27 protein-coding genes are annotated in these 23,691 nt (G+C 61.9%); 12 read left to right on the top strand and 15 right to left on the bottom strand.

Going from position 1 to position 23,691, the window contains the following annotated elements:
- Nucleotides 1-6 precede the first annotated feature (6 nt).
- Both MF268_RS11305 and MF268_RS11300 read left to right on the top strand, forming a co-directional pair.
- Entirely contained in the window at nucleotides 7-567 is a 561-nt protein-coding gene (locus MF268_RS11305) for a TlpA family protein disulfide reductase (protein ID WP_238370966.1), read from the top strand.
- 112 nt (nucleotides 568-679) lie between these two features.
- Nucleotides 680-1,105 carry a hypothetical protein gene (locus MF268_RS11300; protein ID WP_238370965.1) on the top strand — a complete coding sequence of 142 codons (426 nt, stop codon included), beginning with the start codon at nucleotides 680-682 and terminating at the stop codon, nucleotides 1,103-1,105.
- Nucleotides 1,106-1,180: 75 nt separating this feature from the next.
- Here the strand turns inward: MF268_RS11300 and MF268_RS11295 are convergent, their stop codons facing one another.
- On the bottom strand, nucleotides 1,181-1,759 hold the full coding sequence (locus tag MF268_RS11295) for a DNA-3-methyladenine glycosylase I (protein ID WP_238371140.1): 579 nt from the start codon (nucleotides 1,757-1,759) through the stop codon (nucleotides 1,181-1,183).
- A gap of 201 nt (nucleotides 1,760-1,960) precedes the next feature.
- Between MF268_RS11295 and MF268_RS11290 the strand changes: the two genes are divergently transcribed.
- Both MF268_RS11290 and phbB read left to right on the top strand, forming a co-directional pair.
- Complete coding sequence (locus MF268_RS11290; RefSeq protein ID WP_238370964.1) at nucleotides 1,961-3,136, top strand: acetyl-CoA C-acetyltransferase; 1,176 nt, start codon at nucleotides 1,961-1,963, stop codon at nucleotides 3,134-3,136.
- Between the two features lie 367 nt (nucleotides 3,137-3,503).
- Nucleotides 3,504-4,226, top strand: a complete 723-nt coding sequence (phbB, locus tag MF268_RS11285; protein WP_238370963.1) for an acetoacetyl-CoA reductase — start codon at nucleotides 3,504-3,506, stop codon at nucleotides 4,224-4,226.
- Nucleotides 4,227-4,464: 238 nt separating this feature from the next.
- Here phbB and MF268_RS11280 read toward each other — a convergent pair whose 3' ends face one another.
- The 3 genes from MF268_RS11280 to MF268_RS11270 all read right to left on the bottom strand — a co-directional run bounded on the left by MF268_RS11280 (nucleotide 4,465) and on the right by MF268_RS11270 (nucleotide 5,732).
- On the bottom strand, nucleotides 4,465-4,629 hold the full coding sequence (locus MF268_RS11280; RefSeq protein ID WP_088634109.1) for a YdcH family protein: 165 nt from the start codon (nucleotides 4,627-4,629) through the stop codon (nucleotides 4,465-4,467).
- Between the two features lie 123 nt (nucleotides 4,630-4,752).
- Complete coding sequence (locus MF268_RS11275) at nucleotides 4,753-5,520, bottom strand: tRNA1(Val) (adenine(37)-N6)-methyltransferase (RefSeq protein WP_238370962.1); 768 nt, start codon at nucleotides 5,518-5,520, stop codon at nucleotides 4,753-4,755.
- Nucleotides 5,520-5,732: a putative signal transducing protein gene (locus MF268_RS11270; protein WP_238370961.1), complete on the bottom strand. Its 213-nt coding sequence runs from the start codon at nucleotides 5,730-5,732 to the stop codon at nucleotides 5,520-5,522. The genes MF268_RS11275 and MF268_RS11270 overlap by 1 nt, the downstream gene beginning before the upstream one ends.
- 56 nt (nucleotides 5,733-5,788) lie before the next feature.
- Between MF268_RS11270 and MF268_RS11265 the strand changes: the two genes are divergently transcribed.
- Complete coding sequence (locus MF268_RS11265) at nucleotides 5,789-6,787, top strand: polyprenyl synthetase family protein (protein ID WP_238370960.1); 999 nt, start codon at nucleotides 5,789-5,791, stop codon at nucleotides 6,785-6,787.
- Between the two features lie 12 nt (nucleotides 6,788-6,799).
- Here the strand turns inward: MF268_RS11265 and MF268_RS11260 are convergent, their stop codons facing one another.
- From MF268_RS11260 to soxR, 5 genes are all read right to left on the bottom strand, one after another.
- A complete protein-coding gene (locus MF268_RS11260; RefSeq protein WP_238370959.1) occupies nucleotides 6,800-7,585 on the bottom strand; it encodes a 4-(cytidine 5'-diphospho)-2-C-methyl-D-erythritol kinase in 786 nt (261 codons plus the stop codon).
- 3 nt (nucleotides 7,586-7,588) lie between these two features.
- Complete coding sequence (locus MF268_RS11255; RefSeq protein WP_238370958.1) at nucleotides 7,589-9,301, bottom strand: tetratricopeptide repeat protein; 1,713 nt, start codon at nucleotides 9,299-9,301, stop codon at nucleotides 7,589-7,591.
- A gap of 152 nt (nucleotides 9,302-9,453) precedes the next feature.
- On the bottom strand, nucleotides 9,454-11,103 hold the full coding sequence (locus tag MF268_RS11250) for an electron transfer flavoprotein-ubiquinone oxidoreductase (protein WP_238370957.1): 1,650 nt from the start codon (nucleotides 11,101-11,103) through the stop codon (nucleotides 9,454-9,456).
- 130 nt (nucleotides 11,104-11,233) lie between these two features.
- Nucleotides 11,234-12,079: an isocitrate lyase/PEP mutase family protein gene (locus MF268_RS11245; protein WP_238370956.1), complete on the bottom strand. Its 846-nt coding sequence runs from the start codon at nucleotides 12,077-12,079 to the stop codon at nucleotides 11,234-11,236.
- A 36-nt stretch (nucleotides 12,080-12,115) separates the two neighbouring features.
- Nucleotides 12,116-12,568, bottom strand: a complete 453-nt coding sequence (gene soxR / locus MF268_RS11240) for a redox-sensitive transcriptional activator SoxR (RefSeq protein WP_238370955.1) — start codon at nucleotides 12,566-12,568, stop codon at nucleotides 12,116-12,118.
- A 104-nt stretch (nucleotides 12,569-12,672) separates the two neighbouring features.
- Here soxR and MF268_RS11235 point away from each other — a divergent pair, with 104 nt between their 5' ends.
- From MF268_RS11235 to MF268_RS11215, 5 genes are all read left to right on the top strand, one after another.
- Entirely contained in the window at nucleotides 12,673-13,071 is a 399-nt protein-coding gene (locus MF268_RS11235) for a VOC family protein (RefSeq protein WP_238370954.1), read from the top strand.
- 189 nt (nucleotides 13,072-13,260) lie between these two features.
- Nucleotides 13,261-13,731, top strand: coding sequence for a transcription elongation factor GreA (gene greA, locus MF268_RS11230; RefSeq protein ID WP_088634117.1), 471 nt, complete (start codon nucleotides 13,261-13,263; stop codon nucleotides 13,729-13,731).
- A gap of 13 nt (nucleotides 13,732-13,744) precedes the next feature.
- Nucleotides 13,745-14,764, top strand: a complete 1,020-nt coding sequence (locus tag MF268_RS11225) for a hypothetical protein (RefSeq protein ID WP_238370953.1) — start codon at nucleotides 13,745-13,747, stop codon at nucleotides 14,762-14,764.
- A 75-nt stretch (nucleotides 14,765-14,839) separates the two neighbouring features.
- Entirely contained in the window at nucleotides 14,840-15,517 is a 678-nt protein-coding gene (locus MF268_RS11220; RefSeq protein ID WP_238370952.1) for a potassium channel family protein, read from the top strand.
- Nucleotides 15,518-15,522: 5 nt separating this feature from the next.
- Nucleotides 15,523-16,857, top strand: coding sequence for a TrkH family potassium uptake protein (locus tag MF268_RS11215; protein WP_238370951.1), 1,335 nt, complete (start codon nucleotides 15,523-15,525; stop codon nucleotides 16,855-16,857).
- 50 nt (nucleotides 16,858-16,907) lie between these two features.
- On the opposite strand, the gene MF268_RS11210 is transcribed toward MF268_RS11215, so the two are convergent.
- The 5 genes from MF268_RS11210 to MF268_RS11190 all read right to left on the bottom strand — a co-directional run bounded on the left by MF268_RS11210 (nucleotide 16,908) and on the right by MF268_RS11190 (nucleotide 21,950).
- A complete protein-coding gene (locus MF268_RS11210) occupies nucleotides 16,908-17,675 on the bottom strand; it encodes an MBL fold metallo-hydrolase (RefSeq protein ID WP_238370950.1) in 768 nt (255 codons plus the stop codon).
- An 82-nt stretch (nucleotides 17,676-17,757) separates the two neighbouring features.
- Nucleotides 17,758-19,893, bottom strand: coding sequence for a molybdopterin-binding protein (locus MF268_RS11205; RefSeq protein ID WP_238370949.1), 2,136 nt, complete (start codon nucleotides 19,891-19,893; stop codon nucleotides 17,758-17,760).
- The gene (mobB, locus tag MF268_RS11200; protein WP_238370948.1) at nucleotides 19,890-20,381 is read right to left on the bottom strand and encodes a molybdopterin-guanine dinucleotide biosynthesis protein B; all 492 of its coding nucleotides are present in this window, start codon (nucleotides 20,379-20,381) and stop codon (nucleotides 19,890-19,892) included. Before mobB ends, MF268_RS11205 begins: the two co-directional genes overlap by 4 nt.
- Nucleotides 20,378-20,998 carry a molybdenum cofactor guanylyltransferase MobA gene (mobA, locus tag MF268_RS11195; protein ID WP_238370947.1) on the bottom strand — a complete coding sequence of 207 codons (621 nt, stop codon included), beginning with the start codon at nucleotides 20,996-20,998 and terminating at the stop codon, nucleotides 20,378-20,380. Before mobA ends, mobB begins: the two co-directional genes overlap by 4 nt.
- Nucleotides 20,999-21,077: 79 nt before the next feature.
- Nucleotides 21,078-21,950 (bottom strand): formate dehydrogenase accessory sulfurtransferase FdhD, encoded by an 873-nt coding sequence (locus MF268_RS11190; RefSeq protein WP_238370946.1) that lies wholly within the window; start codon nucleotides 21,948-21,950, stop codon nucleotides 21,078-21,080.
- A gap of 67 nt (nucleotides 21,951-22,017) precedes the next feature.
- Between MF268_RS11190 and MF268_RS11185 the strand changes: the two genes are divergently transcribed.
- Nucleotides 22,018-22,734, top strand: a complete 717-nt coding sequence (locus MF268_RS11185; RefSeq protein WP_238370945.1) for an AzlC family ABC transporter permease — start codon at nucleotides 22,018-22,020, stop codon at nucleotides 22,732-22,734.
- Entirely contained in the window at nucleotides 22,731-23,087 is a 357-nt protein-coding gene (locus MF268_RS11180) for an AzlD domain-containing protein (protein ID WP_238370944.1), read from the top strand. Before MF268_RS11185 ends, MF268_RS11180 begins: the two co-directional genes overlap by 4 nt.
- On the opposite strand, the gene MF268_RS11175 is transcribed toward MF268_RS11180, so the two are convergent.
- A complete protein-coding gene (locus MF268_RS11175) occupies nucleotides 23,073-23,681 on the bottom strand; it encodes a hypothetical protein (RefSeq protein WP_238371139.1) in 609 nt (202 codons plus the stop codon). The genes MF268_RS11180 and MF268_RS11175 overlap by 15 nt on opposite strands.
- Nucleotides 23,682-23,691: the final 10 nt, after the last annotated feature.

Raw genomic sequence — 23,691 nt, 5'->3', positions numbered from 1 at the left:
GAAATCATGCGTCGCGTTCATTTCCTGCTCCTTTATATGGCCCTCGCGCTGGGTGCAAACACCGCCATGGCCGAGCTTGCCGAAGTCGCCGAACTGCGTGATGGCGACATGAAAAAGCTGACGCTGCACGAAGAACCCAAACCGGTTTCCGACATCGCCTTTACCACGCCCGACGGTGGCTCCATGACGCTGGCCGACCTGCAGGGCGGCTATGTTCTGCTGAATTTCTGGGCGACATGGTGCGCTCCCTGCCGCGAGGAAATGCCAACCCTCGCCGCGCTTCAGAATGAATTCGGCGGCGACGGCTTTCAGGTTGTGACCTTGGCGACAGGTCGCAATTCGCCGCAGGGCATCCAGAAATTCTTCAGCGAAAACAATATCTCGAACCTGCCGCAATACCGCGATGAAAAACAGGCCGTAGCGCGCGACATGGGCATTCTCGGCCTGCCGATCACGGTTCTGATAGACCCCGAAGGGCAGGAAGTCGCCCGGTTGATCGGCGATGCGGACTGGCATTCCGACAGCGCCCGCGCGATCATCGGCGCATTGGTTTCCGGCGGCAGCTGACGCACCGCAATCCATTTCTAGGCGGAGCCTGATGCTTCTGCCGCCCGGCGCGGGAACCCGCCCGGGCAACCACACGTTTTAAACAAGAGTTTACCCAGAACCAGATTTCGTCATGCCATGCACCTACGCGCTCTACCCTGATCTCGCGACCCTGCACTGCCGCTTCAGCGGCCGGTTCAACATGCGGGACGCGCTTAACATGATCGAGCGCGCAGGCGCCGAACCCAGGCATGAGGACGGCACCAACGTGATCGCCGACTTTCTCGACGTCACCCGTTTTGACATCGACATCAACTCGCAATGGCGCATGTTCCGCTATCTAGCGGCGCTCGAGGACTGGCCCGGCCTGCCCCGAAGCTGCGCGCTGATCGCCGATGGAGAGCCAGTCTGGGCGATGGCCGGTACAATCGTCGATCAGACCACGCTTGAATCGCCACTTGTTTTTGAACGCTTCCGCGCCCCTTCGCCCGCCCTACGTTTTGTCGGTCTCGACCCGAACCGCCACGGGGGCCGCTTTGGCTATGGGCCCGTGCATTAAGCGCGAAGGCCCGGCAACACGCCCATCATAAAGCATCGAATGCGCCGAAGGCGCTCCTTTAAAGACGGGCTTACTCTAACCGCGCGACTTTCCCATTTCCGCCACAGGCCCGTGCCGGTGACAGCTGACGATATGGTCATTGACCATGCCCACCGCCTCCATGAAAGCATAGACGATAGTCGGCCCGCAGAATCGGAAACCCGCCTTTTTCAGATCTTTCGAGATCTGCTCTGACAGCGCCGTCTGTGTCGGCACTTCCCGCTGCGTGGTCCATGCATTCTGGATCGGCTCGCCGCCGACATAATCCCACAGAAAGCGGTCAAAGCCCTGCCGCGCTTCTATTTCCTGCCACGCCCGGGCATTGGTGATCGTCGCTTCGATCTTGCCGCGATGGCGGATGATACCGGGGTTCTGCAACAGCTTTGCCACCTCCGGCTCGCCCCATCCCGCCACCACGTTCGGATTGAACCCGGCAAAAGCCTCGCGGAAATTCTCGCGCTTGCGCAGGATCGTGATCCAGCTCAGCCCGGCCTGGAACCCGTCGAGGATCAGCTTTTCCCAAAGCGCCCTGCTGCCATATTCCGGCACGCCCCATTCGGTGTCGTGATAGGCCACGTAAAGCGGGTCATCCCCCGGCCAGCCACATCGTTCCATCATCCGTCCCCTTCTCGCGTCCGCTCGAAGGTCTAGCGGCAAACCGCCCCGGCCAGCAAGCTCGGGGCCGCGCCCGAGCAGAGTTGCAGCCCCCCGCGCAAAGCATTAGGTTCACCCTCGGAGGACGTAAGGTTAAGACGCATGCCCGTTCGGACAGGCGTTTTTTCTTGCCACCCGCATCTTGGCAAAGGACAGACAGTCATGACCAACGTAGTAATTGCATCCGCCGCGCGTACGGCGGTCGGCAGCTTTGGCGGCTCATTCGCAAACACCCCCGCGCATGACCTTGGCACAGCGGTTCTCGAGGCGATCGTGGAACGCGCCGGAATCGACAAGGCCGATGTGAACGAAACCATCCTCGGTCAGGTGCTGACCGCCGCGCAGGGCCAGAACCCGGCCCGTCAGGCCCATATCAATGCCGGCCTGCCGATCGAAAGCGCGGCCTGGGGCATCAACCAGGTCTGCGGTTCGGGCCTGCGCGCCGTAGCGCTTGGCGCCCAGCACATCCAGCTTGGCGATGCCGAAATCGTCGCCGCAGGCGGTCAGGAAAACATGTCGATGAGTCCCCATGCCGCGAACCTGCGTCAGGGCCACAAGATGGGCGACATGTCCTATATCGACACCATGATCCGTGACGGTCTGTGGGATGCGTTCAACGGCTACCACATGGGCCAGACCGCCGAGAACGTTGCCGAGAAATGGCAGATCAACCGTGAATCGCAGGACGAATTCGCGGTCGCCAGCCAGAACAAGGCCGAAGCCGCGCAAAAGGCCGGCAAGTTCAAGGACGAGATCACCCCCTTCACGGTCAAGACCCGCAAGGGCGAGAACGTGGTCGACTCCGACGAATACATCCGCCACGGCGCGACCATCGAAGCGATGCAGAAACTCCGCCCCGCCTTTACCAAGGACGGCTCGGTCACTGCGGCCAACGCCTCGGGCCTCAACGACGGTGCCGCCGCCGTTCTGCTGATGAGCGCGGATAACGCCGAGAAACGCGGCATCACGCCGCTGGCGCGCATCGTCTCCTACGCCACGGTCGGGCTCGACCCGTCGATCATGGGCGCAGGTCCGATCTATGCCTCGCGCAAGGCGCTGGAAAAAGCCGGCTGGAAACCCGAGGATCTCGACCTTGTCGAGGCGAACGAAGCCTTTGCCGCGCAGGCCTGCGCCGTGAACAAGGACATGGGCTGGGATCCGTCCATCGTGAACGTGAACGGTGGCGCCATCGCCATCGGCCACCCCATCGGTGCCTCGGGCTGCCGCATCCTCAACACCCTGCTGTTTGAAATGCAGCGCCGCGACGCCAAGAAAGGTCTCGCCACGCTCTGCATCGGCGGCGGCATGGGCGTTGCCATGTGCGTCGAACGGCCCTGACCGTTTCTGGAGGGGCGGCGTCAACGCCGCCCCTCGCCACCGGACGCGGCCCGGCAGCGCCGCCACAAATTCAGGCACCTCCCGGCAATCTCATGCCGATCAGGGCGAAACCCCTGCCAGCACCTGAAATTCGCTTTATAATCAGAACTATGGCACACTCGACCCGGTCGTGATCCGTCGGGCGATTCTGCCATCGATGACGCGACCCCGGTCCAAGGGAGGAACGACCGGAACGGCACATCGTGCCGCAAGATGAAGGGAGGTGCCCGGTTTCGTGAAATTTTTACGAATTGAGCGCGCAACATTCTTGCGCACATGCCATCGTTAACGTAACAACGTTTCAATAGGATACTGGAGGAAAACATTAATGTCACGCGTCGCCCTTGTAACAGGAGGCTCCCGGGGAATCGGGGCTGCAATTTCAAAAGCACTCAAGGACGCCGGGTATTCCGTCGCCGCCACCTATGCCGGTAACGATCAGGCCGCGTCGGATTTTACCGATGAGACCGGGATCAAGACCTATAAGTGGAACGCGGCGGACTATGAGCAAAGCAAGGAAGGACTGGCCAAGGTCGAAGCCGATCTCGGCCCTATCGACGTGGTTGTCGCCAATGCGGGCATCACCCGTGACGCCCCCTTCCACAAGATGACCCCGGAGCAGTGGAAAGAGGTGGTCGACACCAACCTCACAGGTGTTTTCAACACTGTCCACCCGGTCTGGCCCGGCATGCGCGAGCGCAAGTTCGGCCGCGTCATCGTCATCAGCTCGATCAACGGCCAGAAGGGCCAGTTCGCGCAGGTGAACTATGCCGCGACCAAGGCGGGCGATCTGGGCATCGTCAAATCGCTGGCACAGGAAGGCGCCCGCGCCGGCATCACCGCCAACGCGATCTGCCCCGGTTACATCGCCACCGACATGGTAATGGCAGTGCCGGAAAAGGTGCGTGAATCAATCATCGCACAGATCCCGACCGGACGCCTGGGCGAGCCCGAGGAAATTGCACGCTGCGTGGTCTTCCTTGCCTCGGACGACGCCGGGTTCATCAACGGCTCGACGATTTCCGCGAATGGCGGACAGTTCTTCGTCTGATCCCGGAACAGGTGAACAAAAAAACAGGTCGGTCCGATCGGACCGACCTTTTCTTTTTGCGCATGATCGCCCGTCGTCATCACGGGGCGTATCACCGCGCGCGGCGCTATTGGCCGCAGGTATATGGCGCAAGGACAAAGCCCCTTACGCACTTGCGTGTCCGCCGGATGATCCGGTCAACCCGCCAGTTTCTTCGAATGTGATCAGGATATGATTGCTCGGAAAGCAAAAGAGCGGGTCACGCAGACAGGCGCTCGATTTCTTCCTTTAGCTTCAGCTTCTGCTTTTTCATTGCGGCCAGTTCGAGCCCGTCGATGCTTGGCGCGCGCTGCGCCTGTTCGACTTCGTAACTCAAATTCTGGTGCTTCTTTTTCAGTTCCGTAAGATGCGAGCTCAAGCTCATGGCAATCCTCCTCTGAATAAGTTGCATTTTCAGTTCAGCACATTCCAAAGCGTCTGTCACGTAACGTTAACCTTGGTCGGCTATCATCGGCAGAGAAGCGTGAAGTTTCTCTTAATTTCTGGGCTATGCAGGCCAGACCAATTCGGCTGCTTTTCGCAAAATCCCGTCAATTTCGGTCCGGTAGCTCTCGCCATCGCGCTGGTGAATGGCTCCTTCATGCAGAATCAGCGGCGCATGCAGGCGGAACGCGGCCCGCCCGCCCTTGCGCATCCGCAGGATCACCCGGTCCGCTTCGCGCCCCTCCCGCGCGGCCAGTGGAAGCACTTCGACAGACCCCAGCCGCCCTTCTGCCGCAATCAGAAGATCGGGCAGACGCTCGGCATTCTGGATCACGTGGAGATAGCCCTTGGGCGCCAGACGGCGCGCCGCCACCTCGACCCAGAGCGACAGCGGCGTGATCTCTCCCAGCGCCACCTGACGCCCCGCGTCGCGTGCAGCACTATGCGCGCCCGCCCGATAATAGGGCGGGTTCATCATCACATGGTCGAATCGTCGCTGCCGCAGCTCTGCGGGCAGCTGCGCGAGGTCCGCTTCGACCACTTCTAGCGGCTTCACATTGTCGCGGGCGTTGCGCTCTGCAAGGGCGGCATACTCGGCCTGCAGTTCGACCCCCGTCAGCATCAGGTCGGGCACCCGCGCGGCAAGACACAAGCTCGCCGCCCCTGCCCCGCAGCCCAGCTCAAGCACACTCTGACCGGGCCGCGCCGGCACCGCCGCCGCCAGCATCACAGGGTCAATACCCGCGCGATATCCGGCCCTTGGCTGCCAGATCCGCAACCGCCCGCCCAGAAAGGCGTCGCAGCTCAGCGCGTCATCCTTGAACCGGCTCATCACCTCAGCGGGATTTCATTATCGGTCATCACCCGCACCGCGCGGTCGTAATCGTGCTCGCGCACCATCATCCGGCGCGGGAAAATTCCGATGCCGCCTTCGAGGATGCTCATGTTTACGTCCATTTGAAAGCAGTCTATATCCTCGCCTTGCAAAAGAGCCGAAGCAAAGGCCAGGATCGTCGGGTCGGTACTACGCAGAAGCTCTTTCATAACGTTGGATGTAAGAGCAAGCTCGACCCCTTGTCGAGCCTTGTTGCAGGAGAGTGATGGACATCGCCACCAATCCCAAACCGCAGGACCGCCTGGCCGAACTTCTGGCCGATGAAATGGCTGCGGTGAATGCCCTGATCCGTGAACGAATGGTCTCTGAACACGCCCCGCGCATCCCCGAGGTGACGGCGCATCTGATCGAGGCCGGCGGCAAGCGACTGCGCCCGATGCTCACGCTCGCGGCGGCGCGGATTTGTGGCTACGAGGGAAGCGATCACGTCAAGCTCGCCGCGACGGTGGAATTCATCCACACCGCAACCCTGCTGCATGACGATGTGGTGGACGAAAGCGAGCAGCGGCGCGGCAGACCCACCGCCAACCTGCTTTGGGACAATTCCTCAAGCGTGCTGGTCGGCGACTACCTTCTGGCGCGCGCCTTCCTGATGATGGTCGAAACGGAATCGCTGCGGGTGCTCAGCATCCTCGCCGGCGCTTCTGCCACGATCGCCGAAGGCGAAGTGCTGCAACTCAGCGCAGCCAGCAACCTTTCGACCAATGAATCCGTCTATCTCAAGGTGGTGCGCGGCAAGACGGCGGCGCTCTTCTCGGCGGCAACGCAGGTGGGCGGCGTGATCTCCGGCGCGGACGAAAGCCACATTCAGGCGCTCTACGATTACGGCGACGCGCTCGGGATCGCCTTTCAGATCGCCGATGACCTGCTGGATTATCAGGGCGACAGTTCCGCAACCGGCAAGAACATCGGCGACGATTTCCGCGAACGCAAGCTGACCCTGCCGGTCATCAAGGCGGTCGCCCTTGCCGATGCGGACGAACGCGCCTTCTGGCAGCGCACCATCGAGAAGGGCCAGCAAAAGCCCGAGGATCTCGACACCGCGCTGGAAATCATGACCCGTCACGACACGTTCGAGGCGACGCGTCAGGACGCGCTGTCATGGGCCGACAAGGCGAGAGAGTCGCTCGCCCCACTCCCCGAGGGAGAGCTGCGCGACCTGCTTGCCGATCTCGCGGATTTCGTCGTCGCCCGTCTCAACTGACCAGCGACAGGACTACCCGTCAAAACTCCGACAGGCGCGGACCCACCAACCCGGCCGGGCCGCCGCGATGCGTTCAGCCGACGTCTTGGCCGTATTCGCATCCGGGTAGAGACCAAAACAGGTCGCGCCCGAACCGGACATCCGCGCCACAAGCGCGTCGTCCAGCGCGGCAAGCGCCTCGGCAATCACCGGCGCCACGCTGATCGCGGCTTCTTGGAGGTCGTTGCGCTGATCGCCCAGCCAGCCGACGAAATCATCCGCCATCGGTGTCATGGCTGCGTTATCCCGCCGCTCCAGCGCCCGGAACACGGCCGGGGTCGGCACATGCACGGCCGGATTGACCAGCACCAGATGGCACTCCGGCACCGCAACCGGGTCAAGCTGCTCTCCGATCCCGCGCATCCGCTGAGGGGTTTGCGATAGGCAGACCGGCACATCCGCACCAAGGTCCAGCGCATGTTCCCCCGCCCCGGCCCAGCGCAGAACCGCAGCCGCGTCAGATGACCCGCCCCCGATCCCGGCCCCATGCGGCAGGTTCTTTTCAAGCCGGATCGAAAGTACCCGCCCGGCCCGCTCGGCGGCCTGCCAGACAAGATTGCGCCCGTCCTCTGGCACGCCTTCGGCAAAAGGTCCGGTGACAGACAGCGACATCTCATCTGCGCCGCTCAGCCACAGCCGGTCGCAGATATCCGCGAAGACCACCAGCGAATCCAGCAGGTGATAGCCGTCATCCCGACGGCCCGTCACATGCAGTGAGAGATTGATCTTGGCCGGTGCCAGAACCGGAGTGTCAGCCACGAATTACTCGCCGGCGACCTTCAGCGGTTCGGCACCTTCCTCGGCCAGCACCTGATCCAGCCCGACTTCAAGCTTGCGGCGGATACGGTCGGGATCAGCCTCGCTGTTTTCATCTTCGGGGTCGACAAAGGACAGCGCCCGACGCCACTGGAACTCCGCCTCGCGATAGCGCCCGACCGCCCAGTAGACATCGCCAAGGTGGTCATTCACCACCGCATCCACGGCCATCAGTTCGACCGCTTTTTCCATGTGCTCGACGGCCTCGTCATAGCGGCCCATGCGGTAAAGCACCCAGCCGAGCGAATCCACGATATAGCCGCTGTCAGGGCGTGCCGCGACGGCGCGTTCGATCATCGACAGCGCCTCTTCAAGGTTTTCCTGCCGCTCGACCAGCGAATAGCCAAGATAGTTCAGCACCTGCGGCTGTTCCGGGTTCAGCTCCAGCGCCTGACGGAAATCCGCCTCGGCCTCTTCCCACTCCTTGAGACGCTCGTGCGAAATGCCCCGCGCATATAGAAGGAACCACGTCGCCTGCGCGCCCTCTTCGGTCAGCTCGATGGCGCGGTCATAGGCTTTCACCGCTTCTTTGTATTCCTCTTCCTGACGGCGCAGATCACCCAGCGAGGAATAGATCATCGGCATGTCAGGATAGGACTTGGCGAGGTTTTCCAGCGCCTCGATCGCGGCATCAGGTTTGGCCGCACGGCGCAGCGCCTCAGCCCGCCCCAGTTCGGCGGCGGAATATTCAGGGCTGTCCTGCGGCACCTGCTTGTAGGTCGAAACCGCCAGATCGTACTGCCCGAGGTTGTCGAGCAGTTCCGCGTTCAGCAGGATCGCGTCAACATGGTCGGGGCGCAGGAAACTCGCGACGCGGGCATAAACCAGCACGTAATCGTCCGAGGCTTCGCTCTTGAGCGCGAGCGCGATGGAAAAAAACACCTCGGCCAACCCGTCCTGCGGATTGCGGACCTGTTGCAAGGGCAGGGTTTCCCCGGCCTCCAGCCGGTCCGCTAGTTCAAGCAGCGCCGGATCGACGGTCGCGCCGAACGCATCTGACAGGCTTTCCAGCGCATCTTCGTTGCGGCCAAGCTGCGACAGGATCTCGACCCGCGCAATCGCAGCGCGGCGACTGATCCGCGACAGTACGCCCTGATCGGCGGCAAATATCTCGGCCGCGTCCTCAAGTTCGCCCATCGAGGCAAGCGCCAACGCCTTGTGGTACAACCCGAACGCCCGCAGCCCGTTTTCCTCGCTCAGTCGGTCAAAGGCCGCCAGTGCATCGTCACGCTCGCCCAGACCCACCAGCGCCCAGCCACGGACAAGCCCGTCGACCAGCGGCCCGACACCATGAGTTTCCGGATCCCGCGCGGCCAGAGCCTCGTAATCTTCCTGCACGATCAGGTTTGCCACCACGACCATATGGGCGGTCTGGCTCGATAGCTCCAGCTCTTCCATCGTACGGGCGACTGGCAGGGCCCGTTCAATCCGGCCCAGCGCCAGCTGCGCCAGCACCGCGTTTTCCATCAGTTTGGGGTTCTTGCGATCGTAATTCAGCGCCATGCCGTAATACTTGGCGGCGGCGTCAAAGTCGCTGGTGAACAACGCCTGCCGTCCCGCAAGATAAGCGCCGGCCCCGGTCTGAGCCGTCAGCCCCGTCGGAAGAATGAGCGATGCGACGACAGCAGCAACTGCCAGTTTTGGAAAGACTGAAGACACGAGCGATCCCTGTTTGCCGAGAATGGTGCATCTCAAGCTAGGCCTGTGGCGCAAGGATCGCAATGGGGCGCGCCCGGTCAGGCGGGGAAGTGCCGCATATTTTATACAAGAAGCGCCGCATTTTTGCGGCGCTTCCTCGTTTTTGTAACGGATCACATGTTCGGATAGTTCGGACCGTCCCCGCCCTGCGGGGTGGTCCAGACGATGTTCTGTGCCGGATCCTTGATGTCGCAGGTCTTGCAGTGCACACAGTTCTGGAAGTTGATCACGAACTTTGGCTTGCCCGCGTCATCCTCGACGAACTCGTAAACCCCCGCCGGGCAATAGCGCGACGACGGCCCCGCGTATTGGGCGTAATCGACTTTTACCGGCACCTCCGGGTCTTTCAGCGTCAGGTGCGGCGGCTGGCTTTCTTCGTGGTTCGTCATCGAGAAGGACACGTTGGTCAGCCGGTCAAAGGACAGCTTGCCATCCGGTTTCGGATAATCGAACGGTTCGTGCTTGCTCGCCTCTTCGGTGGCGGCCGCATCGGTTTTTCCGTGGCCTTGCGTGCCGAATAGCGAGAATCCGAATGTGTTGGTCCACATGTCGAGACCACCAAGCATCAGGCTCGCCGTGAGCCCATACTTCGACCAGAAGGGTTTGACGTTGCGCACTTTTTTCAGGTCCGCCCCAATGGCGCCCTCGCGCACGTCGACCTCGTAATCGCTCAGCTCATCGGCGCTGCGGCCTTCCTGTATCGCGGCGTAGGCTGCCTCGGCTGCGGCCTTGCCCGAGAGCATCGCATTATGATTGCCCTTGATGCGCGGCACGTTGACCATGCCTGCCGAGCAGCCCAGCAGCGCCACGCCCGGCGCGACCAGTTTCGGCATCGACTGCCAGCCGCCCTCGGTGATCGCCCGCGCGCCATAGGCCACGCGCTTACCGCCTTCAAGCAGGTCGGCAACCATCGGGTGGTGCTTGAACCGCTGGAATTCCATGTAGGGGAACAGGTAGGGGTTCTTGTAGTTCAGGTGGACCACGAAGCCCACGTAAACCTGATTGTTATCAAGGTGGTAGATGAACGAACCGCCGCCCGCGTTCTTGCCCAGCGGCCAGCCCATCGTATGGGTCACGGTACCTTCCTTGTGCTTGGCCGGGTCGATCTCCCAGATCTCCTTCATGCCAAGTCCGTATTTCTGCGGCTCCTTGCCTTCGCCCAGCTTGAACTTTTCGATCACCTGCTTGGAGAGTGAACCACGCACGCCTTCGCCAAGGAAGACATACTTGCCGTGCAGTTCCATGCCCGGCTCATAGCTGGCGCCATGGCTGCCATCGGCTTCCTTGCCGAATTCACCGGCGACCACGCCTTTGACTTCGCCGTTTTCGCCATAGACCAGTTCGGAACAGGCCATGCCAGGGAAGACCTCGACCCCCAGCTCCTCGGCCTGCTCGGCCATCCAGCGGCATACATTGCCCATCGAAACGATGTAATTACCGTGGTTATTCATCAGCGGCGGCATCGGGAAGTTCGGCACCCGCACCTGCCCCGATTCGCCCAGCATGTAGAAATTGTCCTTTTTCACCGGAACGGTGATCGGGGCGCCTTTTTCTTTCCAGTCCGGGATCAGCGCGTCAATGCCGCAGGGGTCAAGAACCGCCCCCGACAGGATATGGGCGCCCACTTCCGAGCCTTTTTCCAAAACGACGACATTGATGTCCGCATCCAGCTGCTTGAGCCGGATCGCCGCAGAGAGCCCGGCCGGCCCTGCCCCGACGATGACAACATCGTATTCCATCGCTTCGCGTTCAACTTCGGCCATGCCTGGCTCCTCATCTGTCTTGCTGGCGCATTCCGCGCGCAATTATATTTCGTGGCTGAGTACCTTTTGGCACCTGCTTCGGTCAATCGCAACTCTGCGTCATTGCGACGTTATATAGGTCCAAACGCGCTCAGGTTCGATTCGTTGCTTTTGAATCGGACATCATGTCGCTCAGGGCCCCATCTCGCACCGCTTCGCGCGCGTAATTGAAAGAGCCCTGTTCAAGCACTTCCTCGGCGGCGCGCATCAGCGCGCCATAGGCCGCGCGGGCAAATGACCCGCCGACACTGATCCGCTTGACCCCGGCCTCGGCAAGGTTGGCGACGGAAATCGACGGCCCGACAAGCCCCATCACCACGTTCACCGGACGGTCGAGCTCGGCACATAAGGTACGGATATCGTTAAGATCCGTCAGGCCGGGCGCGTACAGTACATCGGCCCCCGCCGCCGAGTAGGCCTGAAGCCGACGGATCGTATCATCCAGATCGTGCCGATCCCAAAGGTAGTTCTCGGCCCGAGCGGTCAGCAGGAACGGCTTGTCCCGCTTGGCCTCGGCAGCCGCGACGATCCGGTCCACCGCCAGCGCCTGTTCGTAGATCGGGGCATCCGCATGGCCGGTCGCATCCTCAATCGATCCGCCGACCAGACCCGCCGCGATCGCAAGAATCACCGTCTCGGCACAGGTCTCGGGCATGATGCCGAACCCGTCTTCGAGGTCGGCGGTCACCGGCAGATGCGTCGCCGCCGCGATTTCACGCGCATTGTCGAGAATCTCCTGACGGCTGAGACCGGCAAAGGAATCACGCTTGCCCACGGAAAAGGCATATCCCGCGCTCGTGGTCGCCAGCGCCTGAAACCCCATCTGCGTCAGCACCCGCGCGGTGCCCGCATCCCATGGGTTCGGTACGATGAACGCGCCCTCACCCCGGTGCAGCGCCGCGAAGCGGTCGTATTTTTCCTGCTGTGTCTCGCTCATCCCTCACCCCGATTTTATACCCTTGAAACCTCTTTTTCAGAACTCGTCCGATCTGTCACCCATCAGGTATCTTGGTCCCTCGCCGCGTGTGGCAGCTTTGTCATGCGGATTGTAAAGCGCGCAGCGGTCAAGCGAGAGGCATCCGCAGCCAATGCAGCCGTCCAGTTTCCCGCGTAACAGGGTCAGCCCCTCGATGCGGGAATCGATCTCTTGCCGGAACCCTTCCGCCAGCCGCGCCCAGTCGGCACGGGTCGGATTGCGCCCCTGCGGCAGATCGTCCAGCGCGGCGCGGATATCGGCCAGCGCGAACCCCAGACGCTGTGCAATCAGCACAAAAGACAACCGCCGGATATCGCCACGCTGAAACACCCGCCGACCTCCCCGGTCACGGCCCGGCTGCACCAGCCCCTCTTCCTCGTAGTAACGGATCGCCGAAACCGCCAACCCTGTGCGCCGAGCGACATAGCCGATGCTCAACCCTTTGTGCATTAAACGTAGCCTTATGATTTTGTTAATTTCTTTCCGCTTGACCTCAACCTTACTTGATATCGGAGCTTTGGGACATGGAAAATCAGACTGGAAAGGAAATCACCATGTCACAACAGACTGCAACTGCACGGCTTGAACATGCAAATATCACTGTCTCCGACGCCCATGCCACGGCGCGCTGGATGAACGACATCTTTGGCTGGAAAATTCGCTGGGAAGGGCCGGCGATGCAGACTGGCTATACGGTTCACGTCGGCACCGATGACAGCTACATCGCGCTGTTTTCCTACGGCGACGAAGCTGAGGCCAAGGGCGACAGCTATCGCACCGTCGGCGGGCTGAATCACATTGCCGCATTCACCGATGACATCGACGCGGCCGAGAAGGCAGTGAAACGCGCAGGCTTCAAACCGGTGAATCATTCGGACTACGCGCCGGGTCGCCGGTTTTATTTTCACGATACAGACGGAATCGAATGGGAGGTCGCGAGTCACCAGAGTTAACGCCTCCTTAACCCCGGCGTACGTTGGAGGTGCACAGGGGGTGTACGGGACGTGCACCGAAAATGCACAGGTTGTGCACGCCATTTTGTGGCTCTTCCATAAAGGCTTGGTCTCGGTTAGGCTTTGATCCGAACTCTCGCCCCGGCGCAGCTTGCGGCGGGGCGCTGACATTTTTGATGGAACGAAGAAATGGACAAAATACCGATGACACCGGCTGGGAACAGTGCGCTGAACAGCGAACTGAAACAGCTGAAATCCGTCGAACGCCCGGCCATCATCAAGGCGATTGCCGAAGCGCGTGAGCATGGCGACCTGTCCGAGAATGCGGAATACCATTCGGCCCGTGAAAAGCAGTCTTTCATCGAAGGCCGGATCAAGGAAATCGAAGGCGTTCTGAGCCTTGCCGAGGTTATCGACCCGGCCAAGCTGAGCGGCCCGATCAAGTTCGGCGCCAAGGTCACGCTGGTGGACGAGGACACGGACGAGGAAAAGACCTGGCAAATCGTGGGCGAGCACGAGGCCAATATCGAAAAGGGTCTGCTCAACATCAAATCCCCCATCGCCCGTGCCCTCATCGGCAAGGACGAAGGCGACAGCGTCGAGGTGCGAACGCCCGGCGGAGAGAAATCCTACGAAGTGCTGAAAATCGTCTATTCCTGACGGAGCGCCGCCCATGTCCTCCCCCAGCCGCGAGCCTCAGGACAGCCATGCAACGCCGCTCGGGATCTACGATCGGCCGCAGTATCAAGCGATTACCGGGATCGAGGTCACGGCAATCGCCTTTACCGTGCTGTGGCTGATCGCGGCGCTGGTTTTCTTTGTTTTCGTGCCGGGCGACGAACAGTCCGGCATCGACGGCAACAGTTTCCTGCTGACGCTGATGGGGATTTTCATGCCCATCGCGATGATCTGGGTTGCGGCCACCGCGGCCCGGTCGAACCGGGTGATGCGCGAGGAAAGCGCAAGGCTTCAGGCTGCCATCGACGGGATCCGGCAATCCTATGTGTCGCTGCAGCAGCGCGGCAACATGTCGAGCGATAGCACGGTGGCGCGCAAGCTCGATGAAATCGCCGCCGCCGCGAAAAAGACGGAAACGGCGCTGGCGACTTTTTCGACCCGGCGCGATCCGGCGAACCCGCGCAAGAACTCCACCGTTTCCGTGCCGGACACCGGCGATCAGGGCTCGCTCGCGCTTGGCACACCGGCCGAGGAACTCGCCCCGCCGCTGCCGAGCGAGGAATTCATCCGCGCCCTGAACTTCCCGGAAACCGCCGAGGATCAGGCCGGTTTCGTCGCCCTGCGCCGCGCACTGCGCGACCGCAAGACCGCGCAGATCATTCAGGCAAGCCAGGACGTGCTGACCCTGCTTAGCCAGGACGGGATCTACATGGACGATCTGCGCCCTGATCGGGCCCGTCCCGAAATCTGGCGCCAGTTCGCGCAGGGCGCGCGCGGACGTGCCGTTGCCCCGCTTGGCGGCGTGCGGGACCGGACATCGCTCGCGCTGACCGCCGGGCGCATGAAACAGGACCCGATCTTTCGCGACGCCGCGCACCACTTTCTGCGGCTCTTCGACCGGATGTTCGCCGAGTTCGAGAAAACCGCGAGCGATGCAGACATCTCCGCGCTTGCCGACACCCGCACGGCGCGGGCCTTTATGCTGGTCGGCCGGGTGGCCGGCACATTCGATTGATACCGGGCCGGGAACCTTCGGGAGCCGGTAAAGTTCTGTGATTGCGGCATTCTTAGACCGTGAAAGGAAATTATGTTGGGCTCCTCCAGCAGCAAGACCAAGCAACGTACCTTTGCCATTATAGGGCTTGGCAATTTCGGCAGTACCGTCGCCAAGGACCTGACCCAGTACGGCAACTACGTGATCGGTCTCGACACCAGCGAAAAGCGGGTTTCGGACCATGCCGAGATCCTGACACAGGCAATGATCGTGGATGCCAAGGACGACCTTGCCCTGCGCGAAGCCGGAGTCGCGGAATGCGACGCTGCGCTTGTGGCGATGGGCTCGGACCTCGAGGCCAGCATCCTTGCGGCGATCAATCTGAAGACCCTCGGCGTGCCGTTGGTCTGGGCCAAGGCCACGACCAAGACGCACCACCGTATCCTCTCCAAGCTCAAGGTCGACCGGATCATCCACCCTGAGGTCGAGGTCGGCCAGCATATTGCACAGGTTCTCCACAATCCGCTGGTGCGAGATTACGTGAGCCTTGGCAACGGCTTCCACGTGGTGAACTTTCGCATTCCCGAAAGCCTCGAGGGCAAATCGCTCGACACGCTGGCCCATGCGGAAAACTACGACCTGCGCTGTATCGGCGTGATGCGCGGCACCGACTTCCTTGGCCATGATGGTTCGACCTGCGTGCTGCAAAAGGATGACCTGCTGTTGCTGCTGGGACGTCGAAGCGACCTGCGCGATTTCGCGGCAAGCCTCTGACGCCAATGCGCCCTGTCCTGTTTCTGCGCCTGATCCAGCTGCCGCCCCCGGCGGCACTGGCGCTCCTGTACCTCGTCTTCATCATCATCGGCGCGATCCTCCTGCGCCTGCCTGTCGCGCATGACGGGTCGGTTGGCGCTTGGGAGGCGCTGTTCACTTCGACCTCAGCGGTCACCGTGACCGGCCTTGCCGTGGTGGACACAGGCTCGGCCTATACGCTGTTCGGGCAGGTGGTCATCGCCCTGCTGATCCAGTTGGGCGGGCTTGGGCTCATGACCTTTGCTGTGCTTTTGCTGCTGGCGCTCAACATTCCGATCGGCATGCCGCACCGGTTGATCCTGCGCGAGGACCTGAACCAGACCAGCATTTCCAACGTCACCACGCTGGTAAAGGTCATCCTGTACGTGGCCGTGCTTTGCGAGCTGGTTGGCACGCTCGCCCTATCGCTGGTTTTCGTACCCGAATTCGGCTGGCACACAGGGCTATGGCACGCCTTTTTCCATAGCGTCTCCGCCTTTAACAACGCGGGGTTCGCGCTCTACCCCGACAGCCTGTCGCAATGGGTAGACAACCCGATCGTGAACCTCGTCGTGCCTGCGCTGTTCATCCTTGGCGGGCTGGGATTCATCGTCGTCGGCGACATTTACGAAAAGCGCAACTGGCGCAAACTGACCCTGCACAGCAAGCTGATGATCACGGGCACCATCGCGCTCATTCTCTGGGCCTGGATCTGTTTCGCGCTGTTGGAATGGAACAACCCCGGCACGCTGGGCGGTCTGGACGGAACCGCCGCACGGCTCTGGGCTAGCTGGTTTCAGGCCGTGACACCCCGTACCGCCGGGTTCAACACGCTGGACACGGGCGCGATGCACAATTCCTCTTCGCTGATGACCATGACGCTGATGCTGGTCGGCGCGGGCAGCACCTCGACCGCGGGCGGGATCAAGGTGACGACCTTGTTCGTGATGCTGCTGTCGACCGTTGCCTTTTTCCGGCGCCAGAAACAGATCAATATCTTTGGCCGCAGTCTGGGGCTTGAAGAGGTAATGAAAGCGATGGCGCTGACCACGATTTCCATGCTGCTGGTGTTCAGCGGCATCTTTTTTACCTCGATCACCAACCACGTCGATTTCATCGACCTCGCCTTCGAGGTCACCTCGGCCTTTGGCACCGTAGGACTGTCACGCGGTCTGACACCCCAACTCGACGGCTATGGCGAGGCGATGCTGATGCTGATCATGTTCCTTGGTCGGGTCGGCCCGCTGACGCTCGGGTTCTTTCTTGCAACCCGAACCGTGCCCCGGGTCAAATACCCGGGCGGTCAGATATATCTAGGCTAAACGAAAAACGGCGGGAAAGATCCCCGCCGTTTCGCCGATTCAACAAAGGCTTATTCGTACCAGGCGCCCAGCTTGACCTCGACACCTTCAACGAGGCTCGCGAATTCCTCGGGGTCCTGCGTGCCACCATCGCGACCGCGATAATGATAGGGATAGACGTAGGTCGGCTGGAATTCGGACACCGCCGACGCCGCCGCGTTCACATCCATGGTGAACGGCAGGTTCATGCAGACAAAGGCAAGGTCGATATCGTCAAGCTCGCGCATCTCGGGGATGTCTTCGGTATCGCCAGAGATATAGACGCGAAAGCCGTCAAAGCTCAGCACATAGCCATTGTCGCGGCCCTGCGGGTGAAAGTTCAGGCGCTCTTCGGTCGTGTTATAAGCAGGGATCGCGTCGATCTGGACGCCTTCCATCTGCGACATTTCCCCGTTGGCGATCTGCATGGTCTTACCTTGCAGGTCTTCGGGCATCATCTCGTAGACGGCAGGGTTGGAGATCAGCTGCGTCTCTTCCCCGACCAGCGCGGCTAAGGTTTCCGCGTTGTAATGGTCACCATGTTCATGGGTGATCAGGATCAGGTCGGGTTCGGGGAAATCGCCATAGGCCGAGGCCTCGCCGACCGGGTCGACATAGATCACGCCTACCGGTGTCTCCATCACGAAGGACGCATGAGAGACCGGGTGTACGGTAATCGTGCCACCGGGGGTCTTGAACTCGTTCGCGAGATGACCGGCAGCCATCGCAGCATAAGGCAGCAATGTAACCGTACCGGCAGCGCCGGCGGTAGAAATCAAGAACTGGCGTCGGGACTGCATGGAAAATCCTCCTGTTTCGCGTCATTAGGGGACTTAGACCGGTGTCAGATCAATTCAATTTCCCGTGCAGGCCTGTGCGCGATCAAAGCGCAAAACTGCCGAAGGGGATGTAGCGCACCGGGTCTCCGGGGCGGATGTGGCGTTCGCCATCCTCCAGTTCGACCAGCCCGTCGGCCCAGCTCAGCCCGCTGATACGGCCCGATCCTTCCGAGGCAAACACCTCGGCGCGGCCTTCGCGGATGCGCGCTCTGAGGTACTCGCGCCGCCCCGGTTTCTTGCGTTTCTCAAAGGCCGCCGGAAGGGTGAAGCCCTGCGGTTCCTGCCAGCCCTCGCCCGCCAGCAGGCAAAGCGCGGGACGCGCAAAGACCAGCGTGCAAACCATCGCCGCGACCGGGTTGCCCGGCAGACCGAAAACCGGTTTCCCCGCCCAGAAGCCCAGCGCCAGCGGGCGGCCCGGCTTGACGGCGATCCGCCATTCCTGCATCGCGCCCGCTTCACGCAGCAGCGCGCTCACATGGTCTTCGTCCCCCGCCGAAGCCCCGCCGCTCGTCAGGATCACATCAGCCTGCTCTGCCGCCGCATCGAGCCGCGCGCGCAGCGCCTGCCGGTCGTCGGGCAAGATGCCCATATCGACCGGCTCAAAGGCAAAGCGGGCAAGCATCGCAAGCAGCATGGGGCGGTTCGCGTCGTGGATCTGGCCGGGGTTCAACTGCGTGCCCGGTTCGGCCAGCTCGTCCCCTGTCGAAATCACCGCCACCCGAAGCGCCCGCCGCAGATCGACCCTTGCAGGGCCAACTGCCGAAAGAAGTGCCAGATCCGCCGGTGTCAGGCGCCGCCCGGCAGGCAGGACCACATCGCCTGCCGCCACGTCCTCCCCGGCCTTGCGGGCATTGGCGCCGCGTTTCAGCGGGCCGCGAAAAGCGATCTGGCCATCGGCAACCGTGACGTCTTCTTCTAGGATCACCGTGTCGACACCCACGGGCAGTGGCGCGCCGGTGAGGATGCGTATGGCGCGGCCTGCGGGCACTTTCCCACCATAGGGCGCACCTGCGGCGGCTCGTCCCTCTACCAGTTGCAGCCGGTGCTTGCCCTCGGATGCACCGCCAGCGAACCCATAGCCATCGACGGCAGAATTGGCCGCAGGCGGGTTCGACCTTTCGGCGATCACATCGCTCGCCAGAACCCGGCCAAGCGCGGATCGGACCGATGATTTCTCGGCCCCGGCGATGGGATTCAGCCGGGTTTTCAGAAGGTCGAGCGCCTGATCGACGGGTGTCCAGTTCACGCCCGCAGGCAGGGCAAAACAATCGTTGCGCAGTGGTGGCGGCTCTGGCCCTTCGCCCGCGTCGTGCCCCCCAAGCGCCAACTCGCTCAGGCGCGCGACATGCCCTGCCCCCAGTATCCAGCCTTCCTCGCGGGCCTCTTGCGGCGGGGCGGCCATCAGGTCTGCCAGTTCGTCATGAGGCAGCCGCGACAGCGCCCGCGCGAGGAGGCGAACCTGAACCAGGTCGCGGATTTCCCCGGGGGCCTGCGCCTTGACCTCTTTGACCGCCGGTTCGATAAGCCCCGGCCAGATCTCGGCGAGCACGACTGGTGCATTTGAGGTATCCTCGAATGGCCATACCGCCACCCCGTCAAGCCGGCGCAGCCGGGAAAGCACCGGCACGCCCATCAGCACTTGCCCACCCACCGTAGGCGGAAAGGCCAGCTGAAAACAGCTCGACGATGCCTTGCCCGCCAGATCGCAATGGCGCTTCTCGGCCACCTCGTCAAAGACGATCCCGGCTTTGCGGTACGGAATCTCCGGCCAGTCCCTTTCGTTCGGCTTGCCCCAGAAGGGGCCGGGACCGTCGAAAAAGCCATTCATTTCCGAGGCCACATCATAGCGGTTGTTCGCCCCGTCCGGCAGATCGCTGATGCGCTCTTCCAGCCATGACCACAGGGCAAACACATCATCCCTTCCCGTGATCTTTCGGGCGAGGCCCTTGGGGTACCCGAACGGGAAATCGAAGCCGATCATCATGCGCCGCCCCGCACCGCGCTCGGACACGATCAACGCGGCCAAATGGGCTTCGGCATCCTGACGGGACCGGCAATAGACCGGTTCATCATCGCCCGTCCCGCGCGATATCCCGATCCAGATCGAATCCTTCGATGGTCGGGCGGGCGCGCGCTTGCCGGCCGACCAATCGACCACCACATGGGTGTCGAACTTCACAGGCCCACCTCGGCAAGCACGAAATCCGCAATCGCCTTGGTGTCGTTCAGATCGAACACGGGCCGGTCCAGATCGAGCGGCGTGTCGCTGGCCACGGCGCGAATGGTCGGATCGTCCGGCGCGATCAGCGGGTTACCGGTTTCCACGCGATGCGCTTCGATCTTGGGGTGCTGGTCGCGCTTGTAACCTTCGATCAACACCAGATCGACGGGCGAGAGCCGCGGCAGCAGGTCATCGAGGCTTGGTTCATGTTCCTGCCGCAGCTCATGCATTAGCGCAAAGCGATTGCGCGAGGCCAGCAGCACCTCGGTCGCCCCCGCCTGCCGGTGGCGAAAGCTGTCCTTTCCTTCGTGATCCACGTCAAAGCTGTGATGGGCATGCTTGATGGTCGAGACGCTGATCCCGCGCGAAGTGATCTCGGTCACGAGCCGTTCCATCAATCCGGTCTTGCCCGCGTTCTTCCATCCGACAACGCCGTATATTCTCACGCGGTCCCCGCCAGTATTTCTTCGGCCCGGGTAAGGTCTTCAGGCGTATTTACGTTGAAAAACGGATCGAACACCGGCGCGGGAAAAACCGCCTCGCGGCCCTTATGACGATCTGTCCATTGCACCACCTTGCGCAAACCACCCTGCAAGGCCGTGCGCAGGTCGTCCCGCAGGTACACCGGCCACAGGCCGAACGTCGGGTGGCGACGCACCTGCCCGTCCGCATCCGGCGTTGCAGCAAGGACGAGCGGATTCTCCATGTCCTCACCCGCAAGCAAAAGCTGCGGAACGAGGTCACAGGGGAAAAACGGCGTGTCACCCGCCGCGGTGACCAGCGTGTCGGCCCCCTGCGCCGCGGCCCAATCGAGCCCTGCAAGCACCCCGGCCAAAGGACCGGCGAACCCCTCGATGCTGTCGGCAATCACGGGCAGACCGTAGTGCGAGAACCGTTCGGCATCTCCATTTGCGTTTAACGCGAGCGCCTCGACCTGCGGTTCGAGCCGTTCGATCACATGATCCAAAAGGTTTTGCCCGCCAAGATCAAGCAGCGGCTTGTCACCGCCGCCCATGCGGCGCGCCAGCCCGCCCGCGAGAATAACGCCGACCGGTTGTTTCATTGGCAAAGCATCCCACATCGGAGCCCAAGAAAATTTGAATGGTCTTGGAAATTTTCTGGCCAGAAAATTGCCGCCCGGTTCATACCTCTGCTCCTTTGCGGATCGCACGGCGCTCTTCGGCCTGCGCCGAGGACAGGTCCGCATCGCGGATAAGGCGCTCTTCGCCCGCCAGGCAGACGAACCGCTGGCCGCGCAACCGTCCGATCAGCGTCAATCCCACCTGCCGCGCGATATCGACTCCCCATGCGGTAAACCCGGAGCGCGAGGCCAGCACCGGTATCCCCATATGGGCGGTCTTGATGACCATTTCCGAAGTCAGCCGGCCGGTGGTGTAGAGGATCTTGTCCGACGCGCCTTCGCCATGCTTCAGCATCCATCCCGCCACCTTGTCGACGGCGTTATGGCGCCCGACATCTTCCATGTAGACCAGCGGTTGGTCCTGTCGGCAAAGCACCGTGCCGTGGATCGCCCCGGCCTCCAGATAAAGCGACGGCATCCGGTTGATCTGCGCCGACAATGCGTAGAGCCACGAGCTGCGCACTTCGGCTGCGGGCAGGTGCAAACCCTCCAGACCCTCCATCATATCGCCGAAAACCGTTCCCACCGCGCAGCCGCTGGTGCGGGTCTTTTTCTTCAGCTTTTCTTCGTAAGAGGTCTCTCGCCCAGTCCGGACAACGACCGTTTCAAGTTCATCGTCGTAATCGACGCCCAGAAGCTCCTCATCGTCGCGCAGCATGCCCTGGTTACGCAAAAAACCCAGCGCGAGATATTCCGGGTAATCCCCGATCGTCATCGCGGTGACGATCTCCTGGCTGTTCAGAAAAATCGTGAGCGGGCGCTCTTCGACGACCGGAATCTCGGTTTCGGCACCGGTGTGATCCGTGCCGCGAATTTTCCGTGTCAGGCCCGGCGCCTGCGCGTCCGGCGCGATCAGCAATGCGTCGTCATTCATGCGCGTCACCAATTGCAACCCCTCCCCATCACCGATAGTGCAGTTTCGGTCAGTCTAGGGTCAAGCAATGCCACGTACCACCGCGAAATCGTACTTTTGGAAAGGATGCCGGAACAGCCTGCCCTTCATCTTCGTCGCTGGCCCCTTCTCGCTTCTATTCGGGGTACTCGCAACCGAAGCAGGGCTCAAGCTCTACGAAATGCTGACTTTTTCCGCCTCGGTCTATGCGGGATCGGCCCAGTTCACCGCGCTGCAACTGCTGCGCGAAGATGCCCCGACGATGATCATTCTTGCCTCATCGCTCGCCGTGAACCTGCGGGTCGGCATGTATTCCGCCTCGCTGACCCCCTACCTCGGCGCAGCCCCGCTCTGGACGCGGGCCATCGTCGCCTATTTCACGGTGGACCAGTCCTATTCCCTGTCCGTGGCCCAATACGAACTGGCGCCGGAAATGACGCTGTCCGAGCGGCTTGCCTATTTCTTCGGGACAAACGCCATCATCGCGCCGCTCTGGTATACCGGCACGCTGGTCGGTGCGATCCTCGGCACCGGCATCCCTGAGAGTTTTGCGCTCGATTTCGCGCTGCCCATCGCTTTTCTAGCCATGGTCGGCCCGATGCTGCGCACCCCCGCCCATATCGCCGCAGCCTTTGTGTCGATCGTCGTCGCTCTTCTTTGTGTTTCGATCCCCTATAACCTTGGCCTGCTGGTGGCCGGCACGGCCGGCATGATGGCCGGGGCGCGGGCAGAACAGTTTCTCATAAGCCGGGGGGTCAAGATATGAACGACGTTGCAACATCGGCCACCGGTTTCGAAACCTCGACCCTCTGGATCGTGATCCTTGGCCTTGCGCTGGGAAGCTTTGCCCTGCGGTTCTTTTTCATCGGGATCGTGGGGGACCGGCCCCTGCCGGAATGGCTCTTGCGCCATCTGCGTTACACCGCTGTCGCGATGCTGCCCGCGCTGGTCGCTCCGCTGGTCGTCTGGCCCAGCGCAACAGGTGGCGAGCCCGACCTGCCACGCATGGCGGCCGCCGCCGTGACGCTGGCCGTCGGCTACGTCACCAAGAATGTGCTGATGGCCATCGGCAGCGGCGCGGTCACGCTTTACGCGCTGCTCTACCTAGTTGGTGTTTAGCGCTTCGTTGCCCTTGCGCAGACCTTCCTGAAGATCGGCACTGTCGTATTCGTAATAGGTGTCCGTGACGACGCCGGGCAGCTTGGCGAATTGCTCCTGCAGCTTGACCGGATAAAAGGTGGTCTGGACGTTTTCGAAACCAGGGATCTGCTGCACCAGCTGAGAGGTGGCATTGGCACAGAAAGCGCCCGCAACCGGTCCGTTGGCAAGGGCCAGCCGATAGGCGGTTTCGGCCTGCTCGGCGGTCAGCGGCACGTGCTGGCGCACGACATGGAAGGTTTCCCGTGCGTGGGCGCCCTTGTAGGCTTCCTCGATCTTGGGGGAGATGCCGAACAGCACATCGTCCTGCTCAGGCACGACATCCGCATAGAACGACCCTGCCGGATCGAAGATCACGGTTTCCGAGGCGTTGATCAGCAGGGAGGAATGCGCCCCCTTGCCGGAGCGATTGTTGATCATCGTGTAAAGCGTCATGCGCGGCGGTTCGCTACTGCGATAGCGCGCCGCTTCCACAACTGAATCTTCGGAATAGTGCCCTCCCGTGACGCAACCGGCCAGCAGAGGCAGCAGCGCCAGCAGGCACAGGATACGCATATTCAAGGAA

The sequence above is a fragment of the Heliomarina baculiformis genome (assembly GCF_019966545.1).
Lineage (GTDB): Bacteria > Pseudomonadota > Alphaproteobacteria > Rhodobacterales > Rhodobacteraceae > Heliomarina > Heliomarina baculiformis.
The sequence above is the reverse complement of the archived record's forward strand: the minus strand, read 5'-3'. Positions and strand labels throughout refer to the sequence as shown.